Source organism: Pigmentiphaga humi, assembly GCF_900606115.1.
GTDB lineage: Bacteria > Pseudomonadota > Gammaproteobacteria > Burkholderiales > Burkholderiaceae_B > Pigmentiphaga > Pigmentiphaga humi.
Genome location: NZ_UWPJ01000026.1, coordinates 115,528 through 130,627, shown reverse-complemented (window position 1 = coordinate 130,627; position 15,100 = coordinate 115,528). Strand labels below are relative to the sequence as shown.

The window sequence follows — 15,100 nt, the reverse complement described above, 5'->3', positions numbered from 1 at the left end:
GTTCTCCTTCGATGAAAGGAATCCCATTTTTACTAACAAAAAGGATGAGTGCGACCCGAAGCGGGCGTCCATATCCGTCAAGCATGAGGCCTATGTTGAGGGATAATACCCTTCCAGAATTCCGGCTCATTGAGCGATAGACTGGCATAATCCGGTTGTCAAAGGTAACCGGAGTGGGGAATGAAGTCGGAGACATGGACGATCCAGCAGGTTTTCCAGGATCGTAAGCAGTACAAAGTACCGTTTTATCAGCGAGCCTACGTGTGGACCTTGGAGAAGCAGTGGCAGCTTCTGTGGGCCGATATCAAGGACAAGGCTGACGAACGGCTAACTGGAGCAACTCCCGCACCTCACTTCCTCGGAGCCATCGTGGTGGAACCTCAGGACAAATCCGGCCTGCGAGGTGTCGACACTCTCCACATCATCGATGGTCAACAGCGGTTGACCACCCTACAGTATATCTTGGCCGGTATCCGTTTGGCCACCCGCGAGTTGGGGATCGTGGACTACGATTCCTATTTAGCAGCAGTGTTGGATAACCCAAACCGCAGCACCATGGGCAACGCGGACGTGGAGATCTTCAAAGTCTGGCCGACGTTCTCGGATCAGAAGGCATTTGTTGAGGCCATGACCGCCGACAAGTTGCCCACGCTGCAATCGCGGTTTCCGGCACACTTCACCCAAGCCGGGACATTTCGACGGATTGGGATCATCCATCCTGCGGCGTTGGACGCCATCTGGAATTTCGCCGAGTGGGCCAAGGAATGGATCGTGGCCAATGGTGGTACCGATGCCGTCGAGGCTTTGATTATGGCGGTACTGAACGACCTGAAGGTGGTGCTGATCCAATTAGAGAAAGACGACGATGCCCAGGTTATTTTTGAAACCTTGAACGGGCGGGGAGCAGAACTCCATGCTACTGACTTGATCCGTAACTACTTGTTCATGAGTGTGGACAGCGCCATGGAAGATCCGGCGGCGTTATACGAAGAAAAGTGGAAGCAGTTTGAAGAAGATATTTGGAAGGTCCGAGAGCGACGAGGCCGCATCACTAAACCGCGGCTAGAGTGGCTGATCTTCTCTGCTATTCGTGCGCAAACTGGTCAGGAGGGCGACCTGGCCCGACTGTACGTGGATTTTAAGAACGACGCCCAGGGTCGAACCACCACCCAGCAATTGGACATGCTGGGCACCTATGCTAAGCATTATCTTCAATTGATCGAAGGGAAGGGTACCTTGCCTGTCGCCAGGTTCGGCCGACGTCTCCAGCCATTCGATACCACGACTACCCATCCGCTCGCTTTGCGTATTTCAACGGCCGACGTATCGGAAAGCGAGAAGACGGCGATGTTTGGCGATATCGTCTCGTACGTCGTTCGCCGTGCAGTATGCGGACTTACTTCCAAGAACTACAACAACTGGTTCACATCGGTGCTGCGCCAATGGATCAAGGGGCCGATGACACATGCCACGTTGAAGGATCTGCTAGCCTCTTCGCCCAACAGTCCTGCTGCTCGTTGGCCAGACGACGACGAGTTCTTACACGCCCTCCAGACGGCACCTATTTACCACGGGAACCTTGATAGTGGTCGTTGCCGCATGTTGCTCACAGAGCTAGAAGGCTGGCTGCGCATGAGCAAGCGCACAGAAGAGCCCGCCATTCCCGACTTGTCCGACCTCGACATCGACCATATCCTGCCGCGATCCTGGTATGAGCATTGGACATTGCCTGATGGCTCCAAGGCGACACTTGCCGAGAGTCGGGCGGCTGAGCAACATGAACTAATGGGCGGTACCCTATCGAGCCAGTACCTAGCTATCCGTCAGCGTGCCAAGATAGTCCCTACGTTGGGTAATCTCACCTTGCTCAACCTGTCGGTCAATCGTGAAGCGCAGAACAAGTCGTTCCCGATCAAGAAACGTCTGCTGATCGCCAATACTGTGTTGAGCATCAATGGTGACTTGATAGCCCGAGAAATATGGGACGAGGAATCCATTTCGGCTCGCTCTAAGTTGCTGGCCGAAGCAGCTACGAAGCTTTACCCGCGCTAGGTACGCTCTCGATTTCAAAGCAATTATTACAACGTCCGGACTGTCTGCTATTGACCGACAGCAGACCTGAACGGACGCCCGCTTCCGACCCGAAGCGGAAGTTCAACAGGTTAAGGCCAATGGCCGCTCCGCAGCGGTAAGCAGACATCGAGTCACGCACCGTTCAGTTCGGCTCACCGGCGCGTTGCCGACTTTCGCGCTGAACAACTACGCACGCAACGGTAAGGTCAGCGCAGATTGCTACTTGAGCTGCGTTGACCATCAACGCTCGAGCTCGGGCTAGATCGGTGTCGAAGTGGGCTTTAGCGCTCACCAGGATTGGCATACTCGTCTCTCAGCTCGCGTCGAACACGTCGTTGATTGCCCCAAACAGTGCGGCGAATCTTGCGGAGGTCGCGACGTCCAGTGACTTGGGAGGTGATGACGCGAACTGAGACGCAACGGCATAATGGTTGAATCCGCCCGACGGCCTAAGCGAGATCCCATTGGCTTCAACGTACTTTTCCAAGCGGCACACGATCCGATCGCCTGCTGGCAAATCAGCTTCGTTCACTTCTTTCCCGGCAAGCTGCTTAGCAAACGTCGTGTTGAAGTACTTCAAGTAAAGGCTCGGGGTGAAGAGATCTTCGATGTCGGTCGGGGTTGTGCTCTGCCCAAACTTCTTCTCATCGCGAAACTGCGAAACGTTGAAAAGCGACTTGGCGTTGAGAAGCTTGTCGCGAACAAGTACAGTCAACTTTTGCTCCGGAGACCCCTTGTAGTCGTGGAGCACCGCAAGCTTCAACCCACTTGCACCAAGCAGAGATACAAACGTCGCGACGTTGTCCAATCCGCCCGTCGGTACGATCGTAAGGTCGGCGCGAAGTCCCGGCGTGCCTTTTGCGTCGAATAGGCTAGACGCCACCTGCAGATAGATCAGTTCAGATGGCCCTTCGACCAAGAGATTGCGTTCAGATATGAACAGGTTCTGAGCGATCGTCCATCCCAAGGCGGCCTGCAGTGGGAATATGGTTCGTGGATCAGATCCGTTAAGGTTCGAGGAGATGACCGTGCCTACTTTGAGTTGGTCCTCCACCAGCCGTACCTGGTGGAGTCGGTCTGAGTGGATCATGAAAGGTGAATGCGTCGTGTAGAGAACTTGATGGTCTTGTGCGAGGCGATCGATGTACCGAAGAAAATCAGCCTGAGCGAGCGCATGAAGAGCCAACCCAGGCTCATCCAGCAACAGAATCAATTTTTTGCCTGCACTCTTTCCCGATGGGTCGAGTTGATGCTGGACACTGTCGAACCAGACCAAAAAGCTAAAGAACCAGATGAATCCGCGGCTGCGCTGATCGAATGGCGTGCTAACTCCGCGATGCCTGCGATTCTTGATACGCAGGTAGAGGTTGGCGCCGTTGTTGAATGGCACAGCATCAGTTGGATCGGCCTTGAGGTCGACTTCCACTTCCAAGTCCTCGTTCTGCTTCCAGAACTCCATGACCTGATCTGTAAGGCTGATCGAGACGCCTTCGATCTTCGCCTTCAACTCCTCATAGCTGCCTGGGCTTACGAGGTCTTCCATCGAAATGTCGGCCATTCTCAGCAAGGCCAGTACCGAGCGGTGTGCCGCGGTCAGCTGCTTGGGATCGTTCTTCGCCGCCTCGGCACGCTGTGCGAGGTCGGCTAAGTTCATTTTGCCGGGCAGTGTGTCGTAGTCACTAAAGTAGAGGAACTTGGGTACGTTCGCCCGCACATGGGACCAAACTTCCCACTGAGAAACATTCGACCACTTCGTCGCCTGAAGGCGCGTATTCAGGCTTGCAAGCGCAGCGTTGTCCTCGGCTGTCAGGCTGGCCTCTTTGAGCAGATCAGGAATTGCCCGGAGGGTTTTCGCTTCCTTCATAGCAGTCTGTGCGTCGGAGCTCAGCGTCTTGGCGAACGCTTGTATCACCGGTGTCTCGTCAACTAGCAATGACAGCTGGATCGTGTTGTCGTACTTGTGGGTGACGGCGATCCGAAATCCAGAGGGAAGTTTGGTCTTGAGCGCCTCATTTGCAGCGCCAACCTCTGACTCCTCCAGTTCGTATGTCAGAACTGTTGCAGTGGCGGGTTCCGTCTTGTGCTGCTTCAAGTACGATGAGAGATCCTTTCGCGGGTAGTCGTCGACTGGATCAAACTCATCCTCACCAACTGCGTCGAACGACTTGTGAAGCGCCTTTAAGAGAACCGTCTTCCCCGCTTCATTCATACCCACGAAGACCGTGACGGTTGGGTCTATCTCAACCGTTTGTTCGCTGTTCATCGAACGGAACGGGCCCACTTTCGCCGATACAAGAATCATAATGCCCCCAGTCGTTGCAGTTACATATTGTAAATCAGCCTCTCGGGGACCGCCATCATGGAGGGGGGAACCTGGAAGATGTCCCTCGACGCAGTAAAGTGGTGACCACCAAAGCGAATCGCCTGCGCGACCAAGCAAACAAAGAGCCCCATTGTGGGGTCAGCACCTCGTCGCTTTGCAGACGGTCCCGCATCACCACTCGAAGGGCTGCAACCCAGCCTGGATTTGCCGTTGGCGGCCTAGCGCCGGACGACTGTTGCTGGCCGAACGCAGACAATCGCTATTGATAATTACACGTTATCGATAGTCAGCACCCGTCCTAGTCCACCCCCAAAGTCGCATTCCATGATGGGCAACGGCATCACGGGATGTCCTACGCTTATGCCACTCTAGCTTCCTTCGCGGGGCAGAAAGTACCGATCCTCGCGCAGCCTGCCATGCGGCAACCCCATGATGTTCTCGGGCGTGAAGACGTTCGCCAAGTCAATCATGCCGTCCGCCTCAGGGCAGTACCTCAAAGAAATATCGACGCCAATCGCCTCAAGAATTCCCTTGCGATGGGCGTAGACCGTGGCCTTCGAATAAAGCGATACCAGGCCTTTTCCTGCCAGCCAGGCCGTGTAGACACGCAACTGCGGCTTGCTGAGCGTCTGTTCGACCCAGGAGAGCAGCACCTGCTTCTGGACAGTACCGGTCAGCCTGTATTTGTCCAGAAGTTGAAAGAACACCGCGTCCACATCCAGCCCGCCCCAAGCGCGAAGCGAGCCCAGCCTTCGCGCCAACAGACCAGCGCGGTACAGCTTGATCTCCACTCGGATCGTCTTATCCGCCAACGCAAGCACCTGGCTCTTCAGCGGTCCGATCTCTTGCCATTGCCCCTTCAATTGCTCGTGCTTGCAGTAGATCGTCAGCATGTGATGGCACTACCTCAAAATCATAGCCAATCGGCGGCGCGTTTGGTTGGCGTCATTACTTTGTGCCAGCGCACGCTTTTTCCGCCTAGCCGACGCTAAAGGCGCCGTTTTGGGCACATTTCCGCCACGCAAGGCCCAACGTCATGCACGCGGCGGGAACAAGGCCTACGCGTCGTTGTCGCCCGTCTACGGCGGCAGTGGGCAATAGTCGGCGGTTTCGTATCGGCAGTCAGCCGCAAGCTCCACGCATGCCGTCGCAAACGCGCTCAACTCCGCAATCAGATCGCCGATGCCCGCCAGTGCGGCGGATGCACTGAGCCGGGTAGCATCGCCTTCTACAAATGCCAGCAACGTGCCAAGGCTTTCCAGTTCCGCATGCGCGCGCAAGACCACACCCTCCGCAGCTTCGGCCACGGCAACCATCGCCTCCGCATCGCTGCCCGCGAAGTCTATGCCGCGCGCATCGCCGTCAAGACGCGGCAACTGGCGCAGCAGCAACGGCAAAGATCGAACAGGAAGTTGATCGTAGGACTCTTGGCTCATGATGGACACACGGCATCTGCGGGATAGCCGCTGCGGCGTCCTCGCAAGACCCGGCACAGCGCACGGCGCACGGCGCACAAGCCGATCATGATAGGGAAGATAGGTATTTGCGTGGGCGCTGTATTACTTCGCGCATACGCACGCTGGGTCCGCACGCGGATGGCGCATCGGCCACCTGTCCATTCGACCAAGACTGCTCGTTGGGCCCTGTCCGGGACACCATTCCGACCGACCTTTAGGCCAGCCATTCAAGGCGAATTTCATCCAACCGTCCGCCGAGATCCGCACCAATACACGGCCGTCCGCCCGCCGGTTGCCCCATTGAGCCCGGAAACGAAAAAGGGCTAGCCGAAGAAAACGGCTAACCCTTTGATATATATGGTCGGGGCGGCGGGATTCGAACTCGCGACCCTCTGCTCCCAAAGCAGATGCGCTACCAGGCTGCGCTACGCCCCGAACGAGCAGGATTGTACCTTACTGGCAGGATCGAAGCAGAGCGATGCTGCAGGCCTGCATAGGCATTCTCGCCGGCAGGCCCGCCCATGCACCTTCATTACAATCCCCTGCATTCCCCGCATTCAGGACCCTCCCATGAGCAAATCCCTGCGTTGGTCGGAAAAGTGGTTCCGCCGTGGCCTCTGGCTGGTGGCTTTCGCGTTCGCCTGGTTCCTGATCGGACTCGGGGGCGCCGTGGTGGGCGATCTGCCGAACGTCGAGCATCGGCTGACGCAGGAGGATTTTCTCGACAAGCAGGCCGCCGGTCCTTTGCGCATGCAAATCGAGGCGGGCGAGCGGCAGCGCAATGCGCTGCAGGACGAGTTGAAGCAGGCCCGCCTGCAGCAGCAGGCGGCGCGGCAGGCGTCGCTGTCCGCGCGCGAGACTTTCGCGAACTGGGTCGCGACGCGCCGCGCGACGAGCCAGCCGGATCAGGATGCTGCATTAATCGAGCGTTCGCGCCAGCTCGATGCGCTGATGGAAGAGGAGAAGCGCCGCGACGGCCAGGTGTTGGGTTTGGAGAAGCAGCTCCTGGACCTCAACCAGGTGTTGAAGTTGAACCGGACCGAGCTGAGCCTGCTGGAGCGCGATGCCGGCGGCAAGCTGGAATCGGCTATGCGCAAGATGGAGTTGCGGGTCTTTTTGTACCGGCTCGCCTTGACGCTCCCTTTGCTGGTGATCGCCGGCTGGCTGTTCGTCCGTAAGCGCAACAGCACTTATTGGCCATTCGCCTGGGGCTTTATTTTCTTTGCGCTGTTCGCCTTCTTCGTCGAGCTCGTGCCTTATCTGCCGAGCTATGGCGGCTACGTGCGCTATACGGTCGGAATTGTATTGACCGTGCTGCTTGGGCGGCAGGCCATTGTGGCGCTGAATCGCTATCTGCAGCGCCAGCAGCAGGCCGAGCAGCTATCCGATGCCGAACGGCGGCGGACGCTGGATTACGACCTTGCGCAGGCCAGGCTCGCCAAGCAGGTGTGTCCGGGGTGCGAGCGTAGCGTGGACCTGAAGGACGGCAAGACGGATTTCTGCCCGCATTGCGGCATCGGATTGTTCCAGCCGTGCCCGGCATGCCATGCGCGGCGCAGCACGTTCGCGCACTATTGCCATGCTTGCGGCGCGGCGGGGGGCAACTGACTTCGATTCGCTCACCGGATCGACCGTGGGCGCTCAACGCGCCGGTGAAGGCGGCTATCCCGTCAAAGCTGCGCCAGCTGGACCCGGATGTCGCCGATCAGGTTGTCTACCCATTTGTCGTAGGAGGGATGGATGATGGGGCGGGCCGGATCGTCGGGGTTGGGCGCGTATTGCAGGTTGGTGCTGTTCTTGTAGACGATGTCGTAGGTGGTGTCTTTCAGGACGATGGTCACGTCCAGCGTGTGCTGGCGTATCGCCAGGTGGGCGTTGAGCGTGCCGTCGCCGTTGCGCGTGATGATCCAGTTGCGCTGCATGCCGGCGCGGATGATCGCGTTCTCGATTTCCGTCTTGCCGGGCGTGGCGGTGTTGAGGGTGCGTATCGGGTTGTCCAGGTGGAGCTGCATGGGCTTGCCGGCGCGCGCGGCATAGGCGGCGTTGCCCATGGCCAGGGCGATCATGATGGCGGCGAGGAGGCGGGTGACGGGTTTCATGGGGTCTCCGGATGAGCTTGAGGGCTGAGGTCTACGGCCAGCGGCGGAAGATCAGGGAGGTGTTGATGCCGCCGAACGCGAAGTTGTTGTTCATGACGAATTCGTGGCTGGCCTGCCGGGGCTGTCCGGTGATGTAGTCGAGTTCGGCGCAGAGCGGATCGACGCGGTCCAGGTTCAGGGTGCCGACGTAGCTGTCGTTCTTGAGCATTTCTATGCTGAACCACGACTCCAGCGCGCCGCATGCGCCCAGTGTGTGCCCGAGGTAGCTCTTCTGGGAGCTGAGGCTGATGCGCGGGCCGAACACGGCCGCCGTGGCCTGGGTTTCCGCGATGTCGCCCTGCTCGGTGGCGGTGCCGTGGCCGTTGACGTAGCCGATGGCTTCGGGAGCCAGGCCGGCGTCGTCCAGGGCGAGTTCCATGGCTTTCTGCATGGTGGCCGATTCCGGCCGCGTGATGTGGCTGCCGTCGGAGTTGCTGCCGAAGCCGACGATCTCCGCGTGGATGCGGGCGCCGCGCGCCTGCGCATGGTCGAGCGATTCGAGCACCAGCATGCCGGCGCCTTCGCCGATGACCAGGCCGTCGCGCTGGCTGTCGTAGGGGCGCGGCGTCAGTTCCGGCGTCTGGTTCTTCTGGCTGGTGGCGTAGAGGGCGTCGAAGACGATGGCCTCGCTGGGACAGAGTTCCTCGGCTCCGCCCGCCAGCATCATGGCCTGGCGTCCGTACCGTATGGCCTCGAACGCATAGCCTATGCCCTGGCTGCCCGAGGTGCAGGCGCTGGAGGTGGGGATGATGCGGCCCTTGGCGGAGAAGAAGATGCCGATGTTGGCGGCGGTCGTGTGCGGCATCATGCGCACGTAGGAGTTGGCGCTGAGGGCGTCGGTGACGCCATTGAGCAGCATGTTGCCGAAGGCCTTGACCTCGGCGGTGCTGCCGGTGGACGAGCCGCAGGCGACGCCCATGCGTCCGTCGGTGATCGATGGATCGCCGAGCAGGCCGGCATCGTCGAGCGCCCGCTCGGCGGCATAGACGGCCAATTGAGAGACCCGCCCCATGCTGCGCAGCTGCTTGCGGGTCCAGTGGGACGGCGGCGCGAAGCCCGCGATGGGGGCGGCCAGGCGGGTGTTCAGGTCGGGATACCTGTCCCAGTCGGGCATGCTGCGGACCGCGTTCCGCCCGGCGCGGAACGCCGCGTCGATGGTGCGCCAGTCATCTCCCAGCGCGCTGGTTCCGCCCATGCCCGTTACGACGACGCGATGCATCAGCACAGCCCTCCGTTGACGGCCAGCACCTGCCGGGTGATGTACGCCGCCCCGGGCGACATCAGGAACACGACGGCCGCGGCGACTTCTTCGGGTGTGCCCATGCGCTGCGCCGGCACGGCTTTGAGGATTTCTTCCACGGGTACGTCTTCGTCGATCATGTCGGTGTCGATGAGGCCGGGCGCCACGCAGTTGACGGTGATCCGGCGTTTGGCCAGTTCCACGGCGAGCGCCTTGGCGGCGCCGATGAGCCCGGCCTTGGAGGCGCTGTAGTTGACCTGGCCGCGGTTGCCGACCAGGCCGGATACCGAGGCCATGCAGATGATGCGGCCCGGCGCGCGCCGGCGGATCATGGGCATGCTGAGCGGCGACAGGACATTGTAGAAGCCGTCGAGGTTGGTGCGCAGGACTTGGTCCCAGTCGCTGTCGGTCAGTGCCGGGAAGGCGCCGTCGCGGCTGATGCCCGCGTTGAGCACGACGCCGTAGTAGGCGCCGTGCGCCTGGATGTCGGCTTCCAGCACCCGGGCGCATTGGGCGCGGTCGGCCGTGTCGAAGGCGAGCACGCGCGACTGGCGGCCGCGGGCGAGGATTTCCGCCTGCACGGCATGCGCCTGTTCCAGGCCCGCGCGGCAATGCACGACGATGTCGTAGCCCGCGTCGGTCAGGGCCAGCGCGATGGCGCGGCCGATGCCCCGGCTGGAGCCGGTGACGAGGACGGTCTGATTATTCATGGGGGGCGGGTTCCTGCGTGTAGTGGGCGGCATCGGCCGGCTGATAGACGTTGAGGCGGGCTTGCGCCAGCACGGTCTCGTCCTGGCGCAATTCGCATTCGAAGACGCCCATGCCCGTGGCGTCCTGCATGGCGCGGCGTATGGCGATCGTGAGCACGGCGCCGGCGGGGAAGCCTGCGGCATGGCAGGCGTAGTGCCGCGTGCCGAGCAGGAAGCCCAGCTTGACGGGGGTTCCCGCCTGCCGGGCATGCCAGCCGGCCCAGGCGCCCACGCCTTGGGCCAGCATCTCCAGGCCGAGCCAGGGCGGCAGGCTGCCGTCGGGCAGGCTGAAGGGGCAGGGCCTGACGACGGCCCGCGCGCTGAGGCTTTCCGCATCGCAGGACAGCAGCTCGTCGAGCAACACCATGTCGCCGGCATGCGGCAGCAGCTCGCGCAGAAGAGGCGGGTTCATGCGGCGCTCCCCAGGATGAGGGTGGTGTTGTTGCCGCCGAAAGCGAACGAGTTGCTCATGGCGACGCGCGCACAGCCTGGGGGATAGCGGTGGCCGGCGGTGCTGAAGGACAGCCGGGGCAGCGCCGGGTCGGGCTGCGCGTCCCAGACGTGCGGCGGCAGGGCGCCGTCGCGGTTGGCGGGGTCCAGGGTCAGCCAGGCCAGGGCGGCCTCGAGCGCGCCGGCCGCGCCCAGCGTGTGGCCGGTGAGCGCCTTGGTCGATGCGCACGGCACGTCCAGGTCCGGAAATATGGCCTGCACGGCCAGGCTTTCCATGGCGTCGTTGTGCTCGGTCGCGGTGCCGTGGAGATTGATCCAGCCGACCGCTTCGGGCTCCACGCAGGCGTCCTGCAGCGCCGCCCGCATGGCCTTGGCGGCGCCCGCGCCGCTGGGGTCGGGGGCCGACATGTGCCAGGCGTCCGAACTGCCTCCGCCTCCCAGCAGCGCGACCGAGCCGGGCGCCGCCGGATCGCGCTCCATCAGGAAGACGACGCCGGCTTCGCCGATGTTGATGCCTGCGCGATGCGCCGAGAACGGCCGGCAGAGGGTGTCCGCGACGGCGCCCAGCGCGGCGAAGCCATTGATGGTGAGCCGGCACAGCGAGTCGGCGCCGCCGCAGACGACGGCATCGCATACGCCCATGGCCAGCAGGTGGCGGGCGGTGATCAGGGCGCGCGCACTGGAGGTGCAGGCCGTGGAGAGGGTGTAGGCCGGTCCTGTGGCGCCCAGCCAGTCCGACAGGAAGGCGGAGGGCGAGGACAGGGCCTGCCTGCGGTAGTCGTAGGCGGCCGGCCACGCGTTGTCGGCGGCCAGCGAACGGAAGGCATCGACGTTGTCGTCGACCCCGGATGTGCTGGTGCCCAGCACGACAGCGACCCGATGGGCGCCATGGCGGGCCAGGGCATTGCGCAAGGCGGGCTCGATCTGCCGGGCGGCGGCCAGCAGCAGCCGGTTGTTGCGGGTGCGATGGTGCGCGGGGATGTGCCCGGGCCATTCGGGCAGCACGCCTTCATAGGCGCCCAGCACGGGCGTGCGGCCGGCTATCCACCCGGCACGCGGGCGCATGCCGGACGTGTCGCCGGCATGGAGGCGGGCGCGCACTTCGGCGATGCCGCTGCCCAGGGCGCATACCAGGCCCGGAGGTCCCAGCCAAGTCTTCATGGTCGTGTATCCAGCGGGGCGACCCGCCAATGTGTTCCGTGCGAATCCTCGATCACCAGGACGCCTGCCGGTCCGGCATGGATAGCCCGTATGGCGAAGTATGGCGCGTTGGCCCGGATCAGGGTGCGGCGCCAGCCGTCCCGCATCGGTTCTTCCCGCCACGAGCCCGCGCCGTAGGCCGCGTCCAGCGCGTCGTGCGGCGTCCAGGCGAACAGCAGCGCGGCGAACAATTCCCTGGCTTCGCTATTGGGCGGGGCGAGGCCGTCGCTGCGCCAGTTTCCCTGGTCGAGCAATTGGCGCGCGAGCGGCACGCCGAGCGGGTCGAACCAGGACCAGCGGGTCGCGCCCTGCTCGCGCTGGACGGCGAGCATGCTGTCTTGATCCGCTTGCCCGGGGTGTTGGCGGACGACGTGCAGCCAGCGCGGGAGGCCGTAGTCGTGTTCGCGGGCCGGCAGCGGCGGCGTGGTCGAGCATGCCGACAGCCAGGCCAGCATGACGCAGAGCGCGATGCGACGGAGCAGGGCGGGCATCTTCATTCTCCGGCCTCTTGCGGGACGGCCGCGGGGGTGCCTGCACCGGTGCGAGGCGAGACGATCAGGAAGGTCGCCATCAGGCTGAACACGGCGCCCAGCGCGATGGTCAGTCCGAAGTTCGAGACCGCGGGCGTGGAACTCAGGCCCAGCAGACCGAACGAAAGCAGCGTGGTCGCGGCCGACAGCGCCACGCCGAAGGCCAGCACCGGCGGGCTGGATGCGCCGGACTGCATGAACACGGCGTAATCGACCGCGACGGCCGAGGCCAGCAGCAGGCCGAACATGCTGAACAAGGTCAAGGGCTGGCCCACGATGCCGAGCATGGCCACGGTGCATGCGGTCGATAGCAGGGGGACGGACAGGATGCGCCAGGTGGCCGAGCGCCCGAGGACGACCAGCAGAAGCACGGCGGCCAGCACATACGATGCGGCCTTGAGTTCGGCGGCCTTGGTGCGCGTGGCCGCGAACTGGCGGTTCAGCTCGCCGTTCTGGTCGACCAGAACGACGCCGGGCACCGCGCGTGCAATGGCGTCCAGCGCCGCCACGGTGCGCAGGCCTTGCAGGGTGACGAGGCCCACCGATGCGCCCGCTTGCCGGCCCAGCCAGAGGTCGCGCCAAGGTTCGGCCCACGGAGCGTCCAGGGCTGCCGGGATATCGAGCACGGGCGTATCCGCCAGGCGCAGCAACTCGTTCCGGATGGCCGCGGCCGGTACGCCTATCGTGTCGAATGGCTGCCATGGCGCCGCCTGGGCGGACAGTTCCGCCAGCCGCGCGCGGGTGCGGACCTGAACGTCCGAGGGGGAGAGCAGCTGGCTGAGCGCGAGGTACGAGCCCACGCCGCCCTCGGCCTTGAGCGTATCCAGCGCGGCGGCGACGCGCGCCTGGCGGCGCAGCAGCTCGTCGTCGTCCGGGGCCCGCACCAGAAAGAACTGGCTGGTCGGCATGAAGCCGGTAATGGCGCCGATCTGCCGCGCTTCGTCCTGCATGGCGGCCGGCAGGCTGATCCATTGCCGCAGGTCGTCGCGCATGTCGAGGCGGGCCAGTCCGATCGCGCAGAAGCCGGCCAGAAGCACGGCGCCTGCGAGCTGCAATCCGCGTCGGCTCGCAAGCCGGTCGCGCTGCCCGAGCAGGTACGAGAGCCACCGGCGGGGCCGCACGGCGGGACGCCAGTTCCGGAACAGGGCCGGCAAGAGGCAGGTGGTGCAGGCATAGGCGCCGAGCAGGCCGGCGGAGGAGAACACCGCGATCTGGGTGAGCGCGGGAAACGGCGTGAAGGCGAGCGCCAGGTAGCCCAGCAGGTTGGCGGCCAGGCTGATGCGGAGGCTGGACCGGATCCGGTCCAGGGCGCGCCAGGGCTGCCACACCGGCATGTCCTGGCTCTTGCTCAGCCAGTGCAGCGGGAAATCGATCACGATGCCGATGAGGCTCGCGCCCACGACCAGGGTCATCACGTGGATGGTGCCGAACGCCGCGACGCAGGCGACGAAGCCGGTGAGCAGCGCGCAGCCCACGACGATGAAGCTGAGCAGCGCCCGCGCGCTGCGCAAGGCGAGCAGCAGAATCAGGACGATGCCGGCGATGGAGCAGGCGCTGATCCAGCCGCCTTCCCGCATGGCCAGGCTGCGGCCGGACTCCGCGTACAGGATGCCGCCGGTGGCGAGCAGGCGCGCGCCGTCCGCCCGCAGCCGTTGCTGTTCCTGGCCGATGTAGTCCGCCAGCCGCGGCGGGGAGTCCTGGTCGAAGGCGCGTCCGCGCGTCTCGGTGCGGACCAGCGCCCACGTCAGGCCGTCGTGCCGGGTGAGCAGCATGCCGCTGCCGGGATCCAGCTGCAGGCTGGTGTCAGGCTGGAGGGCGCGTTCGGCCTGGCGCGCCAGGCCCAGCCAATCCTGGTCCAGGGGAATGAGCGAAGCGGACGAGAAGGGATCGCCGATCTCCCGCGCCCGCTGTTCGGCATAGGCCTGGGGACGCTGTTCGAGCTGGGCGCGCGCCTGCGGCGGCAGCATGGCGATGCGGCCGGCCAGGAGGCGGGCGCGGAGCTGTTCCAGGTCGGGTTCGAATTCGACCTGGACGCGTTCGAACAGGCCGCTTTGCCGCCAGCGCTGGCTCAGGTCGCGCGCCTGCCGGATCGCCTCGCGTTTGTCGGGGGCGCCGAGCAGCGCGACGAGCTGATGCGTCAACGGCGCCTGGACGCGCTCCTGCGCCTGGCGCAGAACCGGATCGCTCGCGACCTGGGGCAGGAGATCGAGCAGGCCGGACGACACCGGCCAGCCCTGCCGGGCTTGCCACAGCGCTGTGCACAGCAGCGCCGCCATGCACAGCAGGAACAGGCGCGGCAGCCAGCGCTCATTCCGCATAGGCACGGGCTTCCTCGGGAGTCAGCGCGGGCGCGGTCCGTACCTGTTCCATCTTCAGGACGGTGCGGTCGCCGGCGGCCTCGCGCAGTTCGATCCGGCGTATGGTCCTGCCGCCTTCGATGTCGATCCGCTCGAATATCTGCCGCAGCAGCGGTGAGTTCGGCGTCATCGTCATGCGCCAGGCGTCCGGACTGCCGTCGAGAGCCAGGTCGAAGTTCTCTTGCAGCTCTCGGGTGTCGCCGGCCAGGACGGACAGCATCAGGCCGTGTGCGCGGCCGGCGCCCGATTGCCGCGGCAGCGCGGTCCATTGTCCGCGCTCGTCCCGCCGCGCGATGCCGTCGGCGGTGATGCGCAGTTCCTGCTCGATGGGCTTGCGCAGCAGCCACAGCAGGCCTTTGCCGGTCGCGAGCGTGAACTCGCCCCGGCTGGTCAACGGCTGGGGCAGCGAGCGCAGGAATTTTTCCTGGACGAAGCGCCCGTGCACGACGGGCGAGGCGCGCAGCTGCGTTTCCAGTTCGCCCAGGCCGAAGGCATGGGCCGGGCCGCAGGCCGCGATGCCGGCGGCCATGATCGCCTTCAGCAGCGTCCGTCTGTTCATTGCCGTTCCCATGGCAGCGCGTGG

The 15,100-nt window shown here is 63.8% G+C and carries 13 protein-coding genes and 1 tRNA gene; 2 read left to right on the top strand and 12 right to left on the bottom strand.

Features of this window, described 5'->3' with window-relative positions; genetic code table 11:
* Positions 1-180 precede the first annotated feature (180 nt).
* Positions 181-2,052, top strand: a complete 1,872-nt coding sequence (locus PIGHUM_RS17420; RefSeq protein WP_124080885.1) for a DUF262 domain-containing protein — start codon at positions 181-183, stop codon at positions 2,050-2,052.
* A 334-nt stretch (positions 2,053-2,386) separates the two neighbouring features.
* Here PIGHUM_RS17420 and PIGHUM_RS17415 read toward each other — a convergent pair whose 3' ends face one another.
* From PIGHUM_RS17415 to PIGHUM_RS17400, 4 genes are all read right to left on the bottom strand, one after another.
* The gene (locus PIGHUM_RS17415) at positions 2,387-4,375 is read right to left on the bottom strand and encodes an AAA family ATPase (protein ID WP_124080883.1); all 1,989 of its coding nucleotides are present in this window, start codon (positions 4,373-4,375) and stop codon (positions 2,387-2,389) included.
* Between the two features lie 389 nt (positions 4,376-4,764).
* Positions 4,765-5,289: a hypothetical protein gene (locus PIGHUM_RS17410; RefSeq protein WP_124080881.1), complete on the bottom strand. Its 525-nt coding sequence runs from the start codon at positions 5,287-5,289 to the stop codon at positions 4,765-4,767.
* 186 nt (positions 5,290-5,475) lie between these two features.
* Positions 5,476-5,841, bottom strand: coding sequence for a hypothetical protein (locus PIGHUM_RS17405; protein WP_148087260.1), 366 nt, complete (start codon positions 5,839-5,841; stop codon positions 5,476-5,478).
* 370 nt (positions 5,842-6,211) lie between these two features.
* Positions 6,212-6,288 (bottom strand) — tRNA-Pro (locus PIGHUM_RS17400).
* A 135-nt stretch (positions 6,289-6,423) separates the two neighbouring features.
* Here PIGHUM_RS17400 and PIGHUM_RS17395 point away from each other — a divergent pair.
* Positions 6,424-7,461, top strand: a complete 1,038-nt coding sequence (locus tag PIGHUM_RS17395; protein WP_124080877.1) for a zinc ribbon domain-containing protein — start codon at positions 6,424-6,426, stop codon at positions 7,459-7,461.
* Between the two features lie 62 nt (positions 7,462-7,523).
* Here the strand turns inward: PIGHUM_RS17395 and PIGHUM_RS17390 are convergent, their stop codons facing one another.
* From PIGHUM_RS17390 to PIGHUM_RS17355, 8 genes are read right to left on the bottom strand one after another with little or no spacing between them, the layout of a single operon-like run.
* Positions 7,524-7,952: a hypothetical protein gene (locus tag PIGHUM_RS17390; RefSeq protein ID WP_124080876.1), complete on the bottom strand. Its 429-nt coding sequence runs from the start codon at positions 7,950-7,952 to the stop codon at positions 7,524-7,526.
* A gap of 31 nt (positions 7,953-7,983) precedes the next feature.
* Entirely contained in the window at positions 7,984-9,210 is a 1,227-nt protein-coding gene (locus tag PIGHUM_RS17385; protein WP_124080873.1) for a beta-ketoacyl-ACP synthase, read from the bottom strand.
* Positions 9,210-9,941, bottom strand: a complete 732-nt coding sequence (gene fabG / locus PIGHUM_RS17380) for a 3-oxoacyl-ACP reductase FabG (RefSeq protein WP_124080871.1) — start codon at positions 9,939-9,941, stop codon at positions 9,210-9,212. The genes PIGHUM_RS17385 and fabG overlap by 1 nt, the downstream gene beginning before the upstream one ends.
* Entirely contained in the window at positions 9,934-10,392 is a 459-nt protein-coding gene (locus tag PIGHUM_RS17375) for a hotdog family protein (protein WP_124080869.1), read from the bottom strand. The genes fabG and PIGHUM_RS17375 overlap by 8 nt, the downstream gene beginning before the upstream one ends.
* The gene (locus tag PIGHUM_RS17370) at positions 10,389-11,591 is read right to left on the bottom strand and encodes a beta-ketoacyl-ACP synthase (protein WP_124080867.1); all 1,203 of its coding nucleotides are present in this window, start codon (positions 11,589-11,591) and stop codon (positions 10,389-10,391) included. The genes PIGHUM_RS17375 and PIGHUM_RS17370 overlap by 4 nt, the downstream gene beginning before the upstream one ends.
* Entirely contained in the window at positions 11,588-12,121 is a 534-nt protein-coding gene (locus PIGHUM_RS17365) for a DUF3261 domain-containing protein (RefSeq protein ID WP_124080865.1), read from the bottom strand. The genes PIGHUM_RS17370 and PIGHUM_RS17365 overlap by 4 nt, the downstream gene beginning before the upstream one ends.
* A gap of 2 nt (positions 12,122-12,123) precedes the next feature.
* Positions 12,124-14,478 (bottom strand): MMPL family transporter, encoded by a 2,355-nt coding sequence (locus tag PIGHUM_RS17360; RefSeq protein ID WP_124080971.1) that lies wholly within the window; start codon positions 14,476-14,478, stop codon positions 12,124-12,126.
* Positions 14,468-15,076, bottom strand: a complete 609-nt coding sequence (locus PIGHUM_RS17355; RefSeq protein ID WP_124080863.1) for a LolA family protein — start codon at positions 15,074-15,076, stop codon at positions 14,468-14,470. The genes PIGHUM_RS17360 and PIGHUM_RS17355 overlap by 11 nt, the downstream gene beginning before the upstream one ends.
* Positions 15,077-15,100 lie beyond the last annotated feature (24 nt).